Annotated in this window: 18 protein-coding genes and 1 pseudogene; 13 read left to right on the top strand and 6 right to left on the bottom strand. The window is 62.7% G+C overall.

The window, feature by feature from the left end:
• The 4 genes from DDA93_RS04500 to DDA93_RS04485 form a co-directional block, all read left to right on the top strand.
• Nucleotides 1-1030: HNH endonuclease signature motif containing protein (locus DDA93_RS04500; RefSeq protein ID WP_133185426.1), on the top strand; the 1030-nt coding region annotated here is incomplete at its 5' end.
• 156 nt (nt 1031-1186) lie between these two features.
• Nucleotides 1187-1792, top strand: a complete 606-nt coding sequence (locus DDA93_RS04495; protein ID WP_116778149.1) for an XRE family transcriptional regulator — start codon at nt 1187-1189, stop codon at nt 1790-1792.
• Nucleotides 1785-2516, top strand: coding sequence for a phenylalanine--tRNA ligase beta subunit-related protein (locus tag DDA93_RS04490; protein ID WP_116778141.1), 732 nt, complete (start codon nt 1785-1787; stop codon nt 2514-2516). Before DDA93_RS04495 ends, DDA93_RS04490 begins: the two co-directional genes overlap by 8 nt.
• A complete protein-coding gene (locus tag DDA93_RS04485; protein WP_116778140.1) occupies nt 2513-3400 on the top strand; it encodes an EamA family transporter in 888 nt (295 codons plus the stop codon). Before DDA93_RS04490 ends, DDA93_RS04485 begins: the two co-directional genes overlap by 4 nt.
• Nucleotides 3401-3436: 36 nt before the next feature.
• Here DDA93_RS04485 and DDA93_RS04480 read toward each other — a convergent pair whose 3' ends face one another.
• Nucleotides 3437-3916, bottom strand: a complete 480-nt coding sequence (locus DDA93_RS04480; protein WP_019481358.1) for a hypothetical protein — start codon at nt 3914-3916, stop codon at nt 3437-3439.
• Entirely contained in the window at nt 3913-4677 is a 765-nt protein-coding gene (locus DDA93_RS04475) for an alpha/beta fold hydrolase (protein WP_019481357.1), read from the bottom strand. Before DDA93_RS04475 ends, DDA93_RS04480 begins: the two co-directional genes overlap by 4 nt.
• Before the next feature lie 132 nt (nt 4678-4809).
• Here DDA93_RS04475 and DDA93_RS04470 point away from each other — a divergent pair, with 132 nt between their 5' ends.
• Nucleotides 4810-5628 carry a lysophospholipid acyltransferase family protein gene (locus tag DDA93_RS04470; RefSeq protein WP_243400504.1) on the top strand — a complete coding sequence of 273 codons (819 nt, stop codon included), beginning with the start codon at nt 4810-4812 and terminating at the stop codon, nt 5626-5628.
• A 180-nt stretch (nt 5629-5808) separates the two neighbouring features.
• Nucleotides 5809-7128: a 3-deoxy-7-phosphoheptulonate synthase class II gene (locus tag DDA93_RS04465; protein WP_116778148.1), complete on the top strand. Its 1320-nt coding sequence runs from the start codon at nt 5809-5811 to the stop codon at nt 7126-7128.
• Between the two features lie 131 nt (nt 7129-7259).
• On the opposite strand, the gene DDA93_RS17065 is transcribed toward DDA93_RS04465, so the two are convergent.
• The 3 genes and pseudogenes from DDA93_RS17065 to DDA93_RS04455 all read right to left on the bottom strand — a co-directional run bounded on the left by DDA93_RS17065 (nt 7260) and on the right by DDA93_RS04455 (nt 10843).
• Nucleotides 7260-8357: a PASTA domain-containing protein gene (locus DDA93_RS17065; protein WP_207771306.1), complete on the bottom strand. Its 1098-nt coding sequence runs from the start codon at nt 8355-8357 to the stop codon at nt 7260-7262.
• Nucleotides 8354-9292 (bottom strand): protein kinase, encoded by a 939-nt coding sequence (locus tag DDA93_RS17060; protein WP_207771305.1) that lies wholly within the window; start codon nt 9290-9292, stop codon nt 8354-8356. Before DDA93_RS17060 ends, DDA93_RS17065 begins: the two co-directional genes overlap by 4 nt.
• Nucleotides 9293-9458: 166 nt before the next feature.
• Nucleotides 9459-10843 (bottom strand): annotated as a pseudogene (locus tag DDA93_RS04455) (LysM peptidoglycan-binding domain-containing protein).
• 263 nt (nt 10844-11106) lie between these two features.
• Here DDA93_RS04455 and DDA93_RS04450 point away from each other — a divergent pair.
• The gene (locus tag DDA93_RS04450) at nt 11107-11460 is read left to right on the top strand and encodes an Rv2175c family DNA-binding protein (protein WP_019481350.1); all 354 of its coding nucleotides are present in this window, start codon (nt 11107-11109) and stop codon (nt 11458-11460) included.
• Between the two features lie 31 nt (nt 11461-11491).
• On the opposite strand, the gene DDA93_RS04445 is transcribed toward DDA93_RS04450, so the two are convergent.
• Entirely contained in the window at nt 11492-12616 is a 1125-nt protein-coding gene (locus DDA93_RS04445) for a polyprenyl synthetase family protein (protein ID WP_019481349.1), read from the bottom strand.
• A gap of 109 nt (nt 12617-12725) precedes the next feature.
• Between DDA93_RS04445 and dinB the strand changes: the two genes are divergently transcribed.
• The 6 genes from dinB (at nt 12726) to DDA93_RS04415 (ending at nt 17153) form a co-directional block, all read left to right on the top strand.
• A complete protein-coding gene (gene dinB, locus DDA93_RS04440; protein WP_279325264.1) occupies nt 12726-13937 on the top strand; it encodes a DNA polymerase IV in 1212 nt (403 codons plus the stop codon).
• A 225-nt stretch (nt 13938-14162) separates the two neighbouring features.
• On the top strand, nt 14163-14540 hold the full coding sequence (locus DDA93_RS04435; RefSeq protein ID WP_024476054.1) for a DUF3040 domain-containing protein: 378 nt from the start codon (nt 14163-14165) through the stop codon (nt 14538-14540).
• 344 nt (nt 14541-14884) lie between these two features.
• Nucleotides 14885-15316 carry a division/cell wall cluster transcriptional repressor MraZ gene (mraZ, locus tag DDA93_RS04430; RefSeq protein ID WP_019481346.1) on the top strand — a complete coding sequence of 144 codons (432 nt, stop codon included), beginning with the start codon at nt 14885-14887 and terminating at the stop codon, nt 15314-15316.
• A 198-nt stretch (nt 15317-15514) separates the two neighbouring features.
• Complete coding sequence (gene rsmH, locus DDA93_RS04425; protein ID WP_019481345.1) at nt 15515-16522, top strand: 16S rRNA (cytosine(1402)-N(4))-methyltransferase RsmH; 1008 nt, start codon at nt 15515-15517, stop codon at nt 16520-16522.
• Nucleotides 16519-16764, top strand: coding sequence for a hypothetical protein (locus tag DDA93_RS04420; RefSeq protein WP_116778138.1), 246 nt, complete (start codon nt 16519-16521; stop codon nt 16762-16764). Before rsmH ends, DDA93_RS04420 begins: the two co-directional genes overlap by 4 nt.
• Nucleotides 16734-17153, top strand: coding sequence for a hypothetical protein (locus tag DDA93_RS04415; RefSeq protein WP_116778137.1), 420 nt, complete (start codon nt 16734-16736; stop codon nt 17151-17153). The genes DDA93_RS04420 and DDA93_RS04415 overlap by 31 nt, the downstream gene beginning before the upstream one ends.
• Nucleotides 17154-17163: the final 10 nt, after the last annotated feature.

The following is a 17163-nucleotide window of genomic DNA, read 5'->3' as shown; positions in this document are numbered from 1 at the left end:
CGGGGAAGCGATTGGTATCCCGGATACCGTTCCCGCCGTGATGGCCGCATTCGAGGCCCAGCTCATCGGTCTGGCCTGTCAGACCACGGTGGCGAAGTTTTACCGCCAGGCCCAACGGTTACGTGACATCTTCCACCCAGAATCGATCACCCTGCGGCACCGGAAGGCTCTCCAGGACCGTCGCGTGTATCTGGACCCGGCGCAGGACGGGATGGCCTGGCTCGCAGCCTTCCTGCCCACCGAACAGGCCGCCGGGATTTTCCACCGCGTCGACACCGCAGCCCGGGCCTTGCAAGGACCCGACGAGGCCAGAACTCTCACCCAGCTCAGGGCCGATGTCCTCGTGGATGTCCTCACCAGCGCCGGACCCACCGGACACATGAGTGACGCACCCGACCCAGCTAGCCCAGCTGGCCCTGCTCCTGCCGCTGGGACCGAACCTGGTACTGCCGCTGGGGCCGGCCCGGGTGCTGACCGGAGCTGGCCGGGAACAGCTAGTCAGCTGGGGGAGGCCAGCACGTATTGGGGTGTGCAGGCGAAGGTGTTCGTCACCGTCCCGGTGATGACTCTCCTCGGCGGGGATGCTCCCGGTGAGCTGGAAGGCTACGGGCCGATTGATCCCGAGACGGCACGTCAGCTCGCCGGGCACGCACCATCGTTCACCAGGATCCTCACCCACCCCTTTACCGGGGCCAGGTTAGGCGCTGATGCGACCATGTATCGGGTCCCGCAGGACCTGAAGGATGCGGTCCGGGTCCGGGATGGGACGTGTCGGCATCCGGGGTGTAACCGGTTGGCGGTGTTCTGCGAACTCGACCACACCACCCCCTGGTCCCAAGGCGGCAAGACCAGCTACGGGAATCTGGCGGCCCTGTGTAAACGCCACCACATGTTCAAAACCGAAGGCTACTGGCACTACCAACAACCCGAGCCCGGGACGATCATCGCGATCTCACCACTCGGCGAAACCTACCTCACCACCGCCGACCCACCACCAGCACCACCACCCGACATACCCCCGCCCTTCTGAGAGTGCGCCCCCGATTATCGTTGACTGCTTAGAGTGCTTCCGGCGACGTAGGCAGCGTCGGACCACAGGCGGCGCCCATCCAGACAGCAGTCGCGCTCGACAACGCATACTGCACTGATAATGTATACTGCACTCAAAGTGCAGTATGCTGCACTTATGGTAAGTAACCCCACTGCGCTTGCGGCAGCAATTGGCAGCCGCATCAAACAAGAGCGTCAATCCCGATCCCTGACTCTTGATCAGCTGGCAGACGCTGCTGGCGTGAGTCGTCGCATGCTGATCAATGTGGAGCAGGGTGCCACCAACCCGAGTGTAGGAACACTGTTGAGGTTGAGCGACGCTCTCGGCATCGGGCTGCCTTCGCTGGTTGAGTCTCCATCGGCGAAGCCCGTGACAGTTACACGCAGCGGTGAAAGAGCCGCCCTCTGGACTTCCGAAGCCGGTGGCAGGGGGACGCTGGTGGCAGGCTCCGAGTCACCCGATGTCGTCGAACTTTGGGACTGGACATTCGTGCCGGGGGACCGCCACGAGAGCGAGCCACACTCCAAGGGAACCAAAGAGTTTCTCCAGGTGCGGCAAGGTTCGATCACAGTGCAGGTGGGGGAGCAGTCAATAGTGCTCGAAACCGGGGACGCCGTGTCGTTTCCCGGGGACGTCGCCCACTCGTACGCGAATATAACCATGGAACCGGCCACGTTCACCATGGCAGTTTTCGAGCCCGGTGTAGGGCTGAGCCACCGAGAGGCAACAACCAATGAATGATCTGAGCAGCTTGCACCAGGTTGTGGAATCCAGCCGCGTTGACCCGGAAGTGTTCTTGCTTCGTCCGGACTATCGTGCTGTGCTGATCGCCGCCGATGGTCTGGTGCCAGGGCCCAGCGACCAGACAAGCGAGGACCTCCTCAGTCACGCTGAAGGTTTCGCCCGTGAGCTCCTCAAAACTACTCTGGTTGAGCAACTTGCACACGTCGCTGCGTGGCGGGACGCCTATCGCGGTTTCGGGGCCAAGCCGCAACGAACGCGCAACAGTCTGGAGGCCCTGCTGCGGAGGTCAGCCACCGGGCTCCCACGCGTCAACCGACTCACCGACATCTACAACGCCATCTCAGTCCTCCACCAGGTCCCCTTGGGTGGCGAGGATCTCACCGGTTACGCTGGCCCACCCCGCCTGACCCTCGCCAGGGGAACCGAACCGTTCGACACCGCGACCGGGGGCGAGGAAACGGTCGAGTTTCCGGAACCTGGCGAAGTGGTCTGGAGGGATGACATAGGAGTGACGTGCCGGCGCTGGAACTGGCGGCAAGGGCGGCGGACACAGCTCAAAAACAATACTGAAACCGCACTTTTCATCCTGGATGCTCTTGAGCCGATGACTGACCACGCGCTGCAACTCGCAGCGGATGCGCTTGCCTCCCACCTCAGCCAACTCGGCCCCGACGTGCAGACCGCCAGCCGGCTGATCCGTCCCGAACCGATCAAATCATGACCAGAACGTCACCCGTCCCGCCCTGGGGGCTTGCGATAACGGCGATGTTCTCAGTCCAGCTAGGTTCCGCTTTGTCGGTAGACCTGATTGGCGCTGTCGGCCCCGGCGGAACCGCATGGCTGCGCTTGAGCATGGGGGCAATCATCCTGATCGCTCTGGTCCGTCCACCACTTCGCTCGATCCGCCGCCAGGACGTGCCCACCATTATCGGTCTCGGTCTGGCTACGGGTCTGATGACCATCGGGTTCCTCGCGGCACTGGAGCACATCCACCTCGGCACCGCCGTCGCAATCGAGTTTCTCGGGCCATTGACCGTGGCAGCTCTGCGAAGCCACCGCAAGAGGGCGCTGCTCTGGCCGGGTCTCGCCCTGATCGGCGTGATTCTCATGACCGAACCGTGGCAGGGGACTTTCAATGTGACGGGAGTCGGCTTCGCAGCGATGGCGGCCGTGGGGTGGGCCGTCTACATCCTTCTCACTCAACGCATCGGCGACCGTTTCAACGGAATCGCCTCGCTCTCCCTGACGGTGCCAATCGCGGCGGTTGCCGCGGCCGTCGTCGGGGTCCCTCAAGCCATTGGCCACATCACGCCAGGCATCCTCGCCGCCGCGCTGGGCCTGGCCGTGCTGCTCCCGGTGCTGCCCTTCGCACTGGAGATGCTCGCACTACGCCGGATGACCCCTACAGCCTTCGGAACGCTGATGGCACTGGAACCTGCGTTCGGAGTGCTGCTGGGACTGATTATTCTTCAACAACACGTGGGAGTCCCGCAGCTGGCGGGCATTGCACTGGTGGTACTGGCCGGTGCGGCCGCCCAACGAGGCGGGAGCCGCCTTCAACCAGCCAGGATCGACCCGGCCACCCCGGTACACATCACCGGCTGACCACTCCGGCTCGGTCCTACGGAACGCGGCAGCTACCTATACTTCGGCGCCGTTGTCTCCGTGATCGCGGGTTTTGGGGAGCCTCAGGATCAGGAACGCCACCGACACCAGGAAGATGGCCAGCACCCCCAGCATCATCGTGAGCGGGGCGGCGCGCCAGAACATGGCGAGTAAAAGCAAAGCGATCGGTCCACCCACTGCGCCGAACCAGGCGAGGACCAGCAGCGGCTCCCCGGTACCCAGCGCCGGCGGCTCCGGCGGATGATAACCCTCGTCCTCGTCGTCGTCGGGCTCCTCGGGGGTATAGTCCCGCGGACCACTGGGGGAGCGGCGGGGCTGATTCTCAAACAGAGCCCGCACCCGGTCCTGATCGGACAATCCCGCATCAACGTTCTGTTCCGGTGCCGAACTGGCTGCAGCCTCCGGTGCGGTGGGCGTCTGCTCCAACCGGGCCACCAGATCCTGCCACACGGCATCGTCAGTGGACTCGTTGGGTTCCTGACCTCGGGATGTCATGCGGTGCTACCTGCCGTCACGTGCTGGATAAATTGCGCTGACCGTTCAAAAATCAACTGCGCGTCATGGTCCATGGTCGCAACATGGTAGCTGTTCTCCAAACGCACAATCTCAAGAGCTTTGCTACCAATCCGCTGTTGCAGCACCTCCAGGCTGCTTTCCGGCACGATCGGGTCCACCGATGAGCGAAAAACCAGCGTGGGCGCGGTTACTGACGGGAGCAGGTTGACCGTCTCCCTGAATAGTCGGCCGAGCTGTGCGACAGCAGCAACGGGGGTCCGCGCGTACGCGCCCTCGTCGAGCCCTTCCTTCTTGATGTTGTTGGCGATGGCTGGCACCGATCGCATCACAAACTTCAGCACCCCGGCGTAACGTGCGCGCGGATCGGCGATGGTGAGACCAGGATTGACGACGACGACGCCGGCCACCGGCTGCAGGGCCGCCAACCGCAGTGCAAGGGTCCCGCCCATTGACAGGCCGGCGACGACGATCTTCTCGGTTGACTGTGCCAATTCCCGGTAACTCGTCTCATAGCTGGCGTACCAGCGCTGCCAAGGGGTGCGGGCAAGTTCCTGCCAGGTGGTGCCATGGCCGTCGAGCAGAGGGAGCCGCACTGCGTACCCCTGATCGGCTAGATATTGGGCCCAATCGAGCAGGCTAACCGGAGAACCGGTGAAACCGTGACTCAGGAGGATGCCGATGCGCGACGCCTCCCCGAAACCGTCGGAAGAGAAGGCGACGGGACCCGCGCTGGATGTCATAGCCCCATCGTGCCACCTGCCACCAATGCCTTACCAGCGAATCCGTTCCTTAGAGTAGTCTCTCAAGGAAAAGCGCGATCGACTGTGGGGTAATCCGCCGTGATCCCGCTCGGGTCGAGGAAGGCTGTCAGCGTGTTTTATTGGTTCATGAAGCGGATCATCGTAGGTCCGATTCTGGGTCTCCTCTTCCGGCCCTGGGTGAAGGGAATGGACAACGTCCCACTGGATGGTCCGGCGGTGCTGGTCAGTAACCACCTCTCCTTCTCAGACTCGATTTTCCTTCCGATCGCAGTGCCCCGGCCGGTGATCTTCCTGGCCAAGTCCGAGTACTTCACGGGTAAGGGCATCAAGGGAAAGCTCACCGCGATGTTCTTCAGACTCTCGAACCAGCTGCCGATGGACCGCTCAGGCGGTGCTGCGTCGTCGAGTTCGCTGAGCGCGGGTGAAGCGGTGCTGAATAATGGCGGGATCCTGGGTATCTATCCCGAAGGAACGCGCAGTCCCGACGGCCGGCTGTATCGAGGAAAGACCGGCGTGGCCAAACTGGTGCTCGCCACCGGGGTGCCGGTGATACCGGTAGCGATGATCGGCACGGACAAGGTACAACCTATCGGCCGGCGTATCCCCAACATTCGCAGGATCGGCATCATCGTCGGCGAACCTCTCGATTTTTCCCGGTACGAAGGTCTCGCCGAGGATCGTTTTGTTCAGCGGTCCGTGACCGACGAGATCATGTACGAACTGATGCGGCTCTCCGGCCAGGAGTATGTGGACGTGTACGCGAGCAGTGTGAAAGAAAAGCTTGCGGCCGCGAAGAGCTCCGAAAAGAAGGCGCACGGCAAATCCGCCTCCGCCGCCCCGACAGCCACGGAGCAGGACACCAACCAGAAGTCTTTGCGCAGCAGGCTCACCAGTATCAAATTGCCGGTCTGGCTGAGCCGGAAACGGTAGTCCGGCTGCTGGGCCCAGGAAGCGTGGCGCCCGGCACAATGTGACGTGCTGCTCCGCTGCGTGACGGTCCCGGCAGCGGCGGGGATGTAGACCCATTAGGCTTAACCGGTGACTGATATCTTCGCACCCACCGAAACCACCGTTCCCCCAGCAGGGCAGAGCAGCCCGCAGGCAAGCGCGATGCTTGACAACTGGCGCCAGCTGCCCATTTCGCAGCAGCCCACCTGGCAGGACCCCAGCGTGTATTCGGCCTCCGTTAAAGAACTTTCCACCCTTCCTCCACTGGTCTTCGCCGGCGAGGTCGACGTGCTGCGTGACCGCCTGGCCGCCGCTGCCCAGGGCAAGGCATTCTTGCTGCAGGGCGGTGACTGCGCCGAAACCTTCGAGGGCGCAACCGCAGATCGGATCAGCGCCCGTGTGCGCACCATTCTGCAGATGGCAGTGGTCCTGACTTACGGTGCATCACTGCCGGTGATCAAGATGGGCCGGATGGCTGGGCAGTTCGCCAAGCCACGTTCATCCAACGATGAGACCCGCGAAGGCGTGACGCTTCCGGCCTACCGCGGCGACATGGTCAACGGCTACGAGTTCACCCCTGAGTCGCGTGGGCATGATGCTTCCCGCATGGTCAAGGCGTACCACACGTCCGCTTCCACACTTAACCTGATCCGTGCCTTCACCCAGGGCGGTTTTGCGGATCTACGCCTGGTCCACCACTGGAACAAGGGTTTCACCGCCAACCCAGCCCATTCTCGCTACGAGTCGCTGGCCGGTGAAATCGACCGCGCGGTCCGGTTCATGGATGCCTGCGGCACCGACTTCGAGGCACTGAAGAGGGTCGAGTTCTTCGCCAGCCATGAAGCGCTCCTGCTCGACTACGAGCGGGCGCTGACGCGGACCGACTCACGCACCGGGCTCCCGTACGACACCTCGGCCCACTTCCTGTGGATCGGGGAGCGTACCCGTGACATCGACAGCGCCCACATCGACTTCCTGTCGCGGGTTCGGAACCCGATCGGCGTGAAGCTCGGTCCGAACACCTCACCCGACGATGCCCTCGCACTGATCGATAAACTGGATCCCAATCGCGAGCCAGGTCGCCTGACCTTCATTACACGCATGGGTGCCGGCAACATTCGTGAGAAGCTGCCCCGGCTGGTCGAGAAAGTCACCGACTCCGGTGCGCAGGTCCTCTGGGTATCCGACCCGATGCATGGCAACACGGTGACGTCGCCGAACGGCTACAAGACCCGCAACTTCGACGACGTCATGGACGAGGTTCGCGGCTTCTTCGAGGTGCACAATTCGCTGGGCACCTTCCCGGGCGGGCTCCACGTCGAAATGACTGGCGACGACGTCGCCGAGTGCCTGGGCGGCGCCGACCCCGTGGACCAGGAAGCATTCCTGGAACGCTACGAGTCGGTCTGCGATCCACGCCTGAACCACATGCAGTCCCTGGAGATGGCTTTCCTGGTCGCAGGAGCACTCTCCAAGCGCTAGGCAAGCCGGGCCCACAGGTTCAAACACCGCAGGTCCAAACACCGAAGGTTCAAACACCGAAGGTCGAGACACAACAGAGGCGAAGCGGAAACGCTTCGCCTCTGTTGTGTCTAAACCCTGGTGGATCCTTGCTACGTGACGGTGATCGTGACGGTGGAGCCCTCCGGCTGCTCGCCGGTCAGATCCTGCCCTGCGACCAGACCGAGAACCGAACCGCCGAACGTGTAGTCCACTACAACAACGAATCCGGCCGCTTCAAGTTCGGCCACGGCTGCCTCTTCCCGCTGGGAGAACACGTTGGGCACCTCAACCAGACGGGGCCCCAGGGATAGGGTCAGGGTCACCGTCTCCCCACGGGTCAGCTGCCCCCCGGAAGGGCTCTGCCCGACGACGGCGCCCGCGGGTATGTCTCGATTGTTCTCGCCGTCGGGGGCCACCGCTGCCACCAGGCCGGCGGCCTCGATGGCGGCAACGGCGTCGGCGCGCGGCTGCCCGGTCACCACCGGAACCTCAATAGGTTCAGGGCCCTGGGACACGACAAGGTTCACGGCGGTGCCACGCGGAGTCTGATCACCGGCGGCGGGCTCCTGGCTAATGACCAGTCCGTCCTCGACGTCGGCGTTGAACTCCCGGGTAATCTCACCGACTGCCAGCTCGCTGCCGGCCAGTTGTTCTGCGGCGGCAGCCTCACCCCGGTCAACAACATTCGGCACCTCGAACAGCTCGGGGCCTTTCGACACGAACAGCTCGACTGACTGGTAACGGCGGATCTCGGTTTGCGCCGCCGGTTCGCTGCGGATCACCAACCCCGATGCCACTTCGTCGTGAAACTCTTCTTCCGAACGTGGGGCGTCGAAGCCGTTTTGTGCCAGCAACAACTCGGCCTGGTCCACCGAACGGTTGACGACGTCGGGCACTGTTGCCAGTGCACCGGGCCCCACCCCGAAAAACCAGCCAAGGCCCGCGGCGAGCCCAGCGAGGAGCAGAAGCAGTACCACCCAGATAGCGTTGCGGCGTCCACGGTTGCCGGGGCGCAGCGCTTTCTCGGGCCGCAGGGCGGCCTTGGCCTGCTGCTTTTGGTAGACCTTGAACTCCCGTCGGGCCTGTTTGTCGGTTCTCTGATCCGACTCGGGAAGCGATTCAGCTTGGGTCTCCGGGATCCGGATGGCTCTGGTGTGCTGAACGTCGTGGGGGATGACCGAGGTCAGGGACTGGTCGGCGCGGATCACCTCGGTGGCGCGGGGTCGCGCGGAGAGTGAATGATTTCCGTGGCCGAAGCGCCCGCCACTGTCCCGATGACTTCAGTGCCACCCGGCACCGGCGGGGTGGCACCGGTCTGGTCTGCTGCTGCGGCGTGATCAGAGCCCACCGGCAATTCGAAATCCAGTTCCTCGTCAGTGAGGGTGGTCCGGATATGTCGTAGTTCACCCAGCAGGGCGTTCCCGTCGATCGGTCGGTCCTCAGGGTCCACAGCCGTGCACCACTGCACCAGCTCGTCAATGTCCGACGCGAGACCCGGGACTAAGCTCGACGGCGCCGGGACGGTCGAGTTGGCATGTTGGAGCGCTACCCGGATCGGGACATCCCCGGTATATGGTTGCTTCCCCGTCAGCAGCTCAAAGAGGACAATACCCGCAGAATAAATGTCGCTCCGGGCGTCAGCGCCCCCGCCGGTGACCAATTCAGGGGACAGATAGGCCACCGTCCCGATCAGGGTGCCGGTGTTGGTGGTGGTGGAAACGGCCCGTGCCAGGCCAAAGTCAGCGATTTTGATCCGGCCGTTGCTCGCTAGAAGAACATTTTCCGGTTTGACGTCCCGGTGGACCAACCCGACGTCGTGTGCGGCGCCAAGCCCTTCCACCACAGGGTCCATCATGGCCAGAGCCAGCCGTGGGGTGAGCCTGCCCTTTTCCCGCAGCAGGTCCCTGAGGGTTTTCCCCGGCACATATTCCATCACCAGGTAGGCCAGCGAGCGGTCAGGGGAGTCTTCGACGCCCTGGTCCAGGACACCGACCACGTGCGGGTGGGACAGGCGTGCGGCGGACTTTGCCTCGCGTTCAAAGCGATCCAGGAAGCTCGAGTCTTCAGCGAGATGGGGATAGAGGATTTTGAGGGCCACATCGCGATCGAGCCGCTGGTCGGTGGCCCGGTAGACGGTCGACATGCCGCCTCTGGCAAGGCGCGACAAAACGAGATATCGCCCGTCTACAACTGAGCCAACCAGTGGGTCATTCTGCCGTCCCTGCACCCTTCGATCCTAAGTGCACACATGGAACGGGGTGGAACCGACACCCGATTCCACTCCGATTCACGGCCGTCCGATGGCGTTGCTACCGGAAGTTCGCCTGGTGGGCATTGATGGCGGCAACATAGTTCTTCGTGTCGCTGAACATCCCGTGGGTAGTCACCGAGTACTGACCCTGGTAGTAGGAAGCGATGGCTTCCTCAAGGCTGGCGCTGGTGCGAATCAGCGACTTCAGGATCGCTACGCCGGCGGTCGCGTTGTCGTAGGGGTCCAGCAGGTTCAGTTTGCGTCCCACAAGGTCGGAGGCCCATTCACCGGACATCGGGATGACCTGCATGGCACCAATGGCGTTGGCAGGCGAAACCGCACGCTGGTTGAAGCCCGACTCCTGGAAGGACACGGCCAGGGCGAGGCTCGGGTCGACGCCCATGGAACGTGCAGTGTCAGCAACGATGGTCTTCATGGCTTCGTTGCCGGGGACCGGCAGGGAGTTGAGCAGGTGCTTGTTGCGGTTTGCTTCGGATACCACGTGCTGCGGGTAGGTGTAGTGCAGGAAGGTGGACGGGACCAGATCTGCTGGCGTATCGGTCTCGGCAGCCGGTGCTGCTTCCGCCGTCGCGCCGATTTGCCTGGGATGGTCAGCTTGGCGCCGGGGTGGATTATGGTGGTGGCGCTGAGGGCATTGGCTGAGAGCAGATCGCGAAGACTGACGTTGTGCTTGGCAGCGATGGCGCCCAGGGTGTCACCACCCTTGATCGTGTACTTGCCGCCGTTGGCGGCAGGTTTGGCGGACTGCGGCGCTGCAGGCGCGATTTCGGTTGATGCAACCGAAACCTCAGCGGAACCGCCCAGCTTGATCTTCTGGCCCGGGTGAATGATCGATGACATCGACAGGGAATTGGCATCCAGCACGGTGCCCAGGCTGACACCGTGGTTGGCAGCGATGGCACTCAGCGTGTCACCGGCCTTCACCGTGTAGGAAGAGCCGGAGGACGGCTTCGTGTCGTTTGCCGGCTTGGCAGCGGGCGTGCTGGAGGATGCGCCAGTGAGCTTGATCTTCTGACCCGGGTAGATGATCGAGCTTGCACCCAGACCATTGGCTTTGAGGACGGCACCGGTTTCCAGGCCGAGCTTCAGTGCGATCCCGCTGATGGTATCGCCGGCCTGCACGGTGTAGGTCTTCGGGGCGCTCTGGGCCGGAGCCAGGAAGGTCGGGATGCGGGTCGCAATAGTGCTCGCCGGGATGGTGAGGCCCGCAGGAGCGGTCACGGCAGGGGCGAGGCGGGGAACCTGCTGTGAGCTCACAGTCACGGGTGCGGCAGCGGCTGGCTGCGCGAGTGCGACGGCGGAGAGCAGTACAGCGGGGATGGCGGCAGTGGATACCGCCACATTGAAACGGTTGGGAATGCGGGTACCTGGGGCCTGGGCCCGGGTTTTAAACAGCGGCGATGATGAGCGCTGGGCAGTCATGGTCAAAATCCTCATCTATGGTCAACGGTACGGGCCGCGCCGATGGCCGAATGGAGACCCGACGGGCATGCCCGTCGGGGACCTCTTTCAAAAACATCTGATGGTGCGCGAGAGTCTGATGTTGTTAGTGTTACTGGTGTGACTCATGAGAATCTACACTAAATGTCACCTAGCACAATAGTTCCGTTCAAACCCGTTACTTGATCGCCGGCGTGTCGGATCAAGAAGTGGAGGGATGCCCTCACATCTGGCACCCTTAGGGGGTGAATGAACTCGAAGAACTCGTGCCCGCCTGGCTGAACCTTCCGGAGGTGGCACTTGAGTTGGATGTGCCCATCACCAAGGTCCACGGCCTGCTCGATGAGAAATCGCTAATCGCGCTCCGCAGCACCGAACGAAACGTCAGGAGCGTCCCCGCGGAGTTCATCTTCGAGGGTGCAGTAGTTGACAGTCTCAAGGGGACGATCATCGTCCTCGCTGATTCCGGGTTCAGCGACGAGGATATTGTCAGGTGGTTGTTCACCCCCGACGAGTCACTGCCCGGACGACCTATCGACGCGCTGCGCGAAGGCCGCAAAACCGAAATTCGCCGACGGGCCCAGGCCGCCGCCTGGTAAGCCAGGACTCGTCATCGCCCGGGTTTACCGCCTAAGCTGACCGGCTCACCGCAGCGGTTGCCAACCCGGCAAGGGCCGACCGGCACACCGCATCCAGTTCCAGGCGTTTTAGCGCCTGGGCTGCCGATTCTGAATGTTCGGCAATCAGCGACTCGACCGCGACCAGCGCTCCCGAAGAGGCAATGACGTCGCGCAGTCGTGACACCCCATCGTCGTCGAGATCCGCCTGGCCCAGGGTGCTGTTGATCAGTTCCTGGTCCCGCGGACTCCCGTTCTGAAGCGCCTTGGCGATGAGTAGGGTCCGTTTCCCCTCCCTCAGATCGTCCCCAGCGGGTTTCCCCGTGACAGTTGGGTCGCCGAACACTCCCAGGACGTCGTCCCGAAGCTGGAACGCTTCACCCAGCGGAAGTGAGAAGGCCGAGTAGCCAGCCAACTGTGCTGCGCCGGCACCACCCAGGGCGCCGCCAAGGCCAAGCGGGTGCTCGATCGAATACTTGGCAGATTTATACCTGACAATCCGCAGTGCCCGCGCGGCGGCGTCGTCCGGCGTCCGGTCCGGCCCCACCGCTTCTTCCAGTAGGTCCAGGTACTGGCCAGCCATCACCTCGGTGCGCATCCGGTTGAAGATTGACCGGGCCGCAGTGCCCGACGCCGCACCAGGGCCGATATCCGAGAACTGTTCTTCGCTGAAGGAGAGGCACATATCGCCGGTCAGCACAGCTGCAGATACTCCAAACCGGTCCGAACTTAAATGCCAGCGGTTTCGCTCGTGGAGCGTTCCGAACTGCCGGTGCACGCTGGGGGAGCCGCGTCGGGTATCGGAGCGGTCAATTACATCGTCGTGAATTAGCGCGGCCGCCTGGAAGAGTTCAAGCGCGACGCCGGCCAAAACCGGTTCGCGTGCATCCGAGGATCCTCCGGCCCCTCGAAATCCCCAATAGCAGAGTGAGGCGCGTAGCCTCTTGCCACCCGAAGTCAGTCGGCCAATAGCAGCAGTCAGCTCCAGCGCATCATCGGCAATATCCCCGAGGATTGCCTGTTGGCGCGTGAGGAAGAGGCCAAGGCCTCTCGTCACCTCGGCGCGGTACGTGGACTGCTCGTCAGCGATTAGCTGAGCGACTGAGGCGTCCTCGACGAAGGGGGTCCGGTCGGTCATTGGCTCTCCTCAGTGTGCGGATAGGTTTCCGCGTGGGGGTGCGCCGGGCATTCCGCCGGCCGGTTGGTCTGTGGGTTATTCCATCCTACTGACTGGCTACGATTGGACTGTGACAGCCGGGCCCAGGACTAACCTCCCAGATGCAGAGTGCACCATCCTTCATGTGGACATGGACGCCTTCTATGTGGCTGTCGAATTACTGGATCGTCCGGACCTCGTGGGCACACCGGTGATTGTCGGTTCGCCCAGCGGCCGGTCGGTGGTCCTGTCAGCATCTTATGAGGCGCGGCGGTTCGGAGTCCGCTCGGCTATGCCGATGTCGGCCGCCATGCGGTTATGTCCGCAGGGGGTGGTGCTTGAACCCCATCATGAGAAGTATTCGGCAGTCTCACATGGTGTGATGTCGATCTTTGGAACCATCACTCCCTTGGTGGAACAGCTCAGCGTCGACGAAGCCTTCCTGGACATTGCGGGGTCGATGCGTCGGCTCGGTGGGCCGCGCGAAATTGGTGAGCTGATTCGAACAACGATTCGCCGGGAGCTTGGAATTACGGCGAGTGTGGGGGCTGCGACCACCAAATTTGTTGCCAAGATTGCTTCGACCCGTTCGAAGCCCAACGGTCTGCTGGTTATCCCGGGGGAGGAGACTGTGGCGTACCTGCACACCCTTCCCGTGTCAGCGCTCTGGGGTGTTGGCGCCAAAACGCAGGAAGTACTGGCGCGGCTGGGGATCCGCTCCGTGGAGGACCTCGCGCACACCCCACTATCTTCCCTGCGCAAGCTGTTAGGTGTTTCCGGGCAGCACGTCCATGATCTCGCCTGGGGTCGGGATCCGCGCACCGTGACGGTGACCCGCCAGGAGAAGACCATCGGTGCCGAAGAGACATTTGCTGCCGACGTCAGCGACGATCCCACCTTGCATACCGAAATGCTTCGGTTGTCTCATCGGACGGCGGCGAGGCTTCGATCAGCCCATCTTCAGTGCGGCGGAGTCGCAATCAAACTGCGCTACGCGGATTTCTCGACGCTGACGCGGACCAAAAGGCTAAGCGAACCTACTGACAGCGCGAATGCCATCTATGCGGCAGCGATATCGCTGCTGGCAGCACTGGGGGAGCGTCCCATGAGCGTCCGGCTGGTGGGAGTGCGGGCGGACCAGCTGGAGCCATCGTCGGGACTGGGGCATCAGCTCACCATCGACCGACGGGACGAGAACTGGCGGCTCGCCGAGTCGGCTCTCGATGAGGTCAATCGGAAGTTTGGTAAGTCGGCTATCCAGCCAGCCCAGCTGTTTCGAAAACCGACCGATACGGCTCCCTGAACGCCTCCCTGAAGGACGCTGGCAGCCCTGATTTCCACCCGACAGGGCTGCGACTTTCCCTTGTGGGCATTGCGCTCTATCCTTAGAGCACAGGCCAACATCAACAAGCTACGCCGGTCAATTTGGAACACTCTCAGCGACGATGCCGTCGTAGGGAACTGGATTGATCAGGTACTCGTTAGTTGAGGTGAGGGACCAGGATTAATTATCAGTATGGAGGCAGTGATGGCACTCTCGGAACACGAACAGAGGCTGCTTGATCAGCTGGAGCAGCAGCTTCACGCCGACGACCCAAAGTTTGCCAGCTCGATGGCGTCGAGCCCCCAGCGGACGATTTCAACGCGCAGGATCGTCATCGGCGCGTTGATGACGGTCGCAGGCATTTTGATTCTGCTGCTGGGCGTAGCGAACCAGATTATTCTGGTGGGCGTCGCAGGATTCCTGGTCATGGGAGCTGGAGTGTATTACGCCACCAGCCGGGGCAAGGGCTCCGAATCAGCGCCAATGCCTCAGGGAATTAAAACGGCGCCCGTCAATCGTAGTGGAGGCTTTCTGAGCACCCTCGAAGAGAAGTGGGACGAGCGCAAGCGCGAACAGCCCTAACGTTGCCAATCGGTCGGCCGCCAGCGCCCTCCACTTTCATCCACTTGGCGTAAATCCCAATCATTTGCTTGGCCGATAGACCCGCATAGTCGGGTCTATCGGCGTTTAACGGGCGTTTTTCTCGCCCTGAGGCCGGATCGTCAGGACCGGGTGTGCTGTGGCGGCTCAAATCCCTCCACTTCCCACCACCGCGCTCCAGTCCCGCCGATACAGGGAACTGCCAGGAAATTCATCGCGTCGGAACCCCTAAATGGATTGACGGGGGAGGGATGTGGAGTAAAGTGGTGGTTATAAGAGCGTAGTGGTGCCGCGAGGTGCTTTCCGGATTGGATGGGCGGTGGCAGATGTTCCTCGGAACCCATCTGCCACGTCTCGATGAAAAGGGCAGGTTGATCCTTCCAGCGAAGTTCCGGGAGGAACTATCCAACGGATTGGTGCTGACCCGGGGGCAAGAACGGTGCATCTACGTTTTTAGTCAGCGCGAGTTTGAACAGCTTCACGAACAGATGCGGACAGCACCGCTGTCGTCACGGCAATCCCGTGATTACAGCAGGGTGTTTTTGTCAGGGGCCTCAGATGAGGTCCCCGACAAGCAGGGACGAATCACCATTCCTCAGGCGCTTCGGACCTATGCGGGACTGGACCGGGAACTTGCAGTGATTGGCGCGGGCAGCCGTGCTGAGATCTGGGACGCCACGGCCTGGAACAACTATCTGGCGGAGCAGGAGAACACGTTCTCCGAAACCGACGAGGACGCTCTCCCGGGTCTCTTCTAGTACCGCACATCACCACGCAGTACCGCACGAAATGCAGGACGGCTTCTTGGACGAGATCTCCAGCCGCCCGGCGTACGTTCCACCTGGCTCACCTTCCCCGGAGCCAGGCGGGCACCGCGCCTGGTCGGATGGGGATCTGGCTCAAGAAACGTGTTGTACAGACAACCAAGCAGGCAACACTGAGGAAGGAGCGAATGGATGAGCGACGATCGCCCTACCGGTGAACGGCACGTACCGGTACTGCGTGAACGCTGCATCTCGCTCCTCGAACCAGCCCTCCTCGCCGCGGTAGCTGCCGGCCGTACGCCGGTGGTCGTCGATGCCACGCTGGGCATGGGCGGGCACTCCGAATCCCTGCTGGCACGGTTTCCGCAGGCACACCTGGTCGGGATTGACCGCGATCTGCAGGCACTTGCCCTGGCCGGCGAACGGCTCGCAACCTTCTCGGGGCGAACCGATCTGGTCCACGCGGTGTATGACGAGCTTCCCGAGGTCCTCGAGGATCTGGGCATCGACGCTGTTGACGGTGTGCTCTTCGACCTGGGAGTGTCCTCCCTCCAACTGGACGAACGTGACCGGGGATTCGCCTACTCCTATGACGCGCCACTGGACATGCGGATGGATACCAGCGTTGGGCAGACCGCAGCAGACGTCGTCAACGTGTACTCCGAGACGGACCTGCTCCGCATTATTCGTGCCTGGGGTGAGGAGAAGTTCGCTGGCCGGATCTCATCGGCCATTGTCGCCGCCCGCCGTGACACCCCCTTCACCTCGACAGGCCAACTGGTCGACGTCATCCGCGCCGTGGTCCCCGCAGGGGCGGCACGGACCGGGGGACACCCGGCCAAACGGACCTTCCAGGCGCTCCGGATCGAAGTCAACGAGGAGCTGACCGTGCTCGAACGGGCAATTCCCGCCGCCGTCGACTCACTGATTCTCGGCGGGCGGGCGGTGGCCATGTCCTACCACTCGCTCGAGGACAAGATCGTCAAGGCTGCCTTCACCGCCGGTACCCGCTCCTCAGCCCCAGTCGGATTTCCGGTGGAACTCGAGGAGCACAAGCCCTACCTCAAGTCGCTGACCAAGGGCACCGAAGCCCCGACCGAGCAGGAAATTGAAGAAAACCCGCGGGCGGCATCGGCAAAGCTGCGCGCAGTAGAACGAATCAAGAACACTCGAAGCACCAAAGACAGGAATGCATCATGAGCCAGCAACTCGCTGAATCCTACGCGCCGCTGGCTACCCCCGAAACGGGAAGCGGATCCTCCCAGCAGGTCCGGACGCCGCTCTCGCTGGTGCCAGCCGGACCGGCCCGGCGTCGGATCCCCTTCGCGGTGTTCAGCATGATCGCCCTGGTCGGCGCTCTGGTGACGGTTCTGATGCTCAATATCTCGGTCTCCAGTAGCAATATGAACTTGTGGAACTGCGTAACCAGCAGATCGCCCTGAATCAGGAGAACCAGGCGCTCACCCAACAAATGGAAGACCTCAATGCGCCACAGAACCTCGCTGCGGAAGCCCGGGAACTCGGCATGGTCGCCTCCCCTGGATTCGGCTCCATTGATGTAGATTCGATGAAAATTGCAGGTAGTCCCGAGGCTGCGAAGGAGGGCGGCGAGCCATTGGCGCTCATCGCCGCCCCCGAGGTGTCCACGGCTGGCGTCGCGGTTGCTGTCGAGGCCCCTCCAAGGGAGGAAGCTGCAGCGTCTGCAGCCGACGCACCAGCCGCTGCAACACCGGCGGCCGAGGCAGAGCCCGCACCCCCCGCCGAGCAGCCGCAGGCAATCGAGCTTAACGGCGGATCAATTCCAGCACCACAGCAAGGCACCGGCGGGTAACGCACACGAT

Origin of the sequence: Arthrobacter sp. Bz4, assembly GCF_003075455.1 — a bacterium.
GTDB lineage: Bacteria > Actinomycetota > Actinomycetes > Actinomycetales > Micrococcaceae > Arthrobacter_D.
The sequence above is the reverse complement of the archived record's forward strand: the minus strand, read 5'-3'. Positions and strand labels throughout refer to the sequence as shown.

Excerpts from the sequence above, each read along its gene's own strand:
- DDA93_RS04495 (WP_116778149.1), top strand. The coding sequence starts at position 1,187 with ATGGTAAGTAACCCCACTGCGCTTGCGGCAGCAATTGGCAGCCGCATC.
- DDA93_RS04490 (WP_116778141.1), top strand. The coding sequence starts at position 1,785 with ATGAATGATCTGAGCAGCTTGCACCAGGTTGTGGAATCCAGCCGCGTT.
- DDA93_RS04485 (WP_116778140.1), top strand. The coding sequence starts at position 2,513 with ATGACCAGAACGTCACCCGTCCCGCCCTGGGGGCTTGCGATAACGGCG.
- DDA93_RS04480 (WP_019481358.1), bottom strand. The coding sequence starts at position 3,916 with ATGACATCCCGAGGTCAGGAACCCAACGAGTCCACTGACGATGCCGTG.
- DDA93_RS04475 (WP_019481357.1), bottom strand. The coding sequence starts at position 4,677 with ATGACATCCAGCGCGGGTCCCGTCGCCTTCTCTTCCGACGGTTTCGGG.
- DDA93_RS04465 (WP_116778148.1), top strand. The coding sequence starts at position 5,809 with ATGCTTGACAACTGGCGCCAGCTGCCCATTTCGCAGCAGCCCACCTGG.
- DDA93_RS17060 (WP_207771305.1), bottom strand. The coding sequence starts at position 9,292 with ATGTCGACCGTCTACCGGGCCACCGACCAGCGGCTCGATCGCGATGTG.
- DDA93_RS04445 (WP_019481349.1), bottom strand. The coding sequence starts at position 12,616 with ATGACCGACCGGACCCCCTTCGTCGAGGACGCCTCAGTCGCTCAGCTA.
- DDA93_RS04435 (WP_024476054.1), top strand. The coding sequence starts at position 14,163 with ATGGCACTCTCGGAACACGAACAGAGGCTGCTTGATCAGCTGGAGCAG.
- mraZ (WP_019481346.1), top strand. The coding sequence starts at position 14,885 with ATGTTCCTCGGAACCCATCTGCCACGTCTCGATGAAAAGGGCAGGTTG.
- rsmH (WP_019481345.1), top strand. The coding sequence starts at position 15,515 with ATGAGCGACGATCGCCCTACCGGTGAACGGCACGTACCGGTACTGCGT.
- DDA93_RS04420 (WP_116778138.1), top strand. The coding sequence starts at position 16,519 with ATGAGCCAGCAACTCGCTGAATCCTACGCGCCGCTGGCTACCCCCGAA.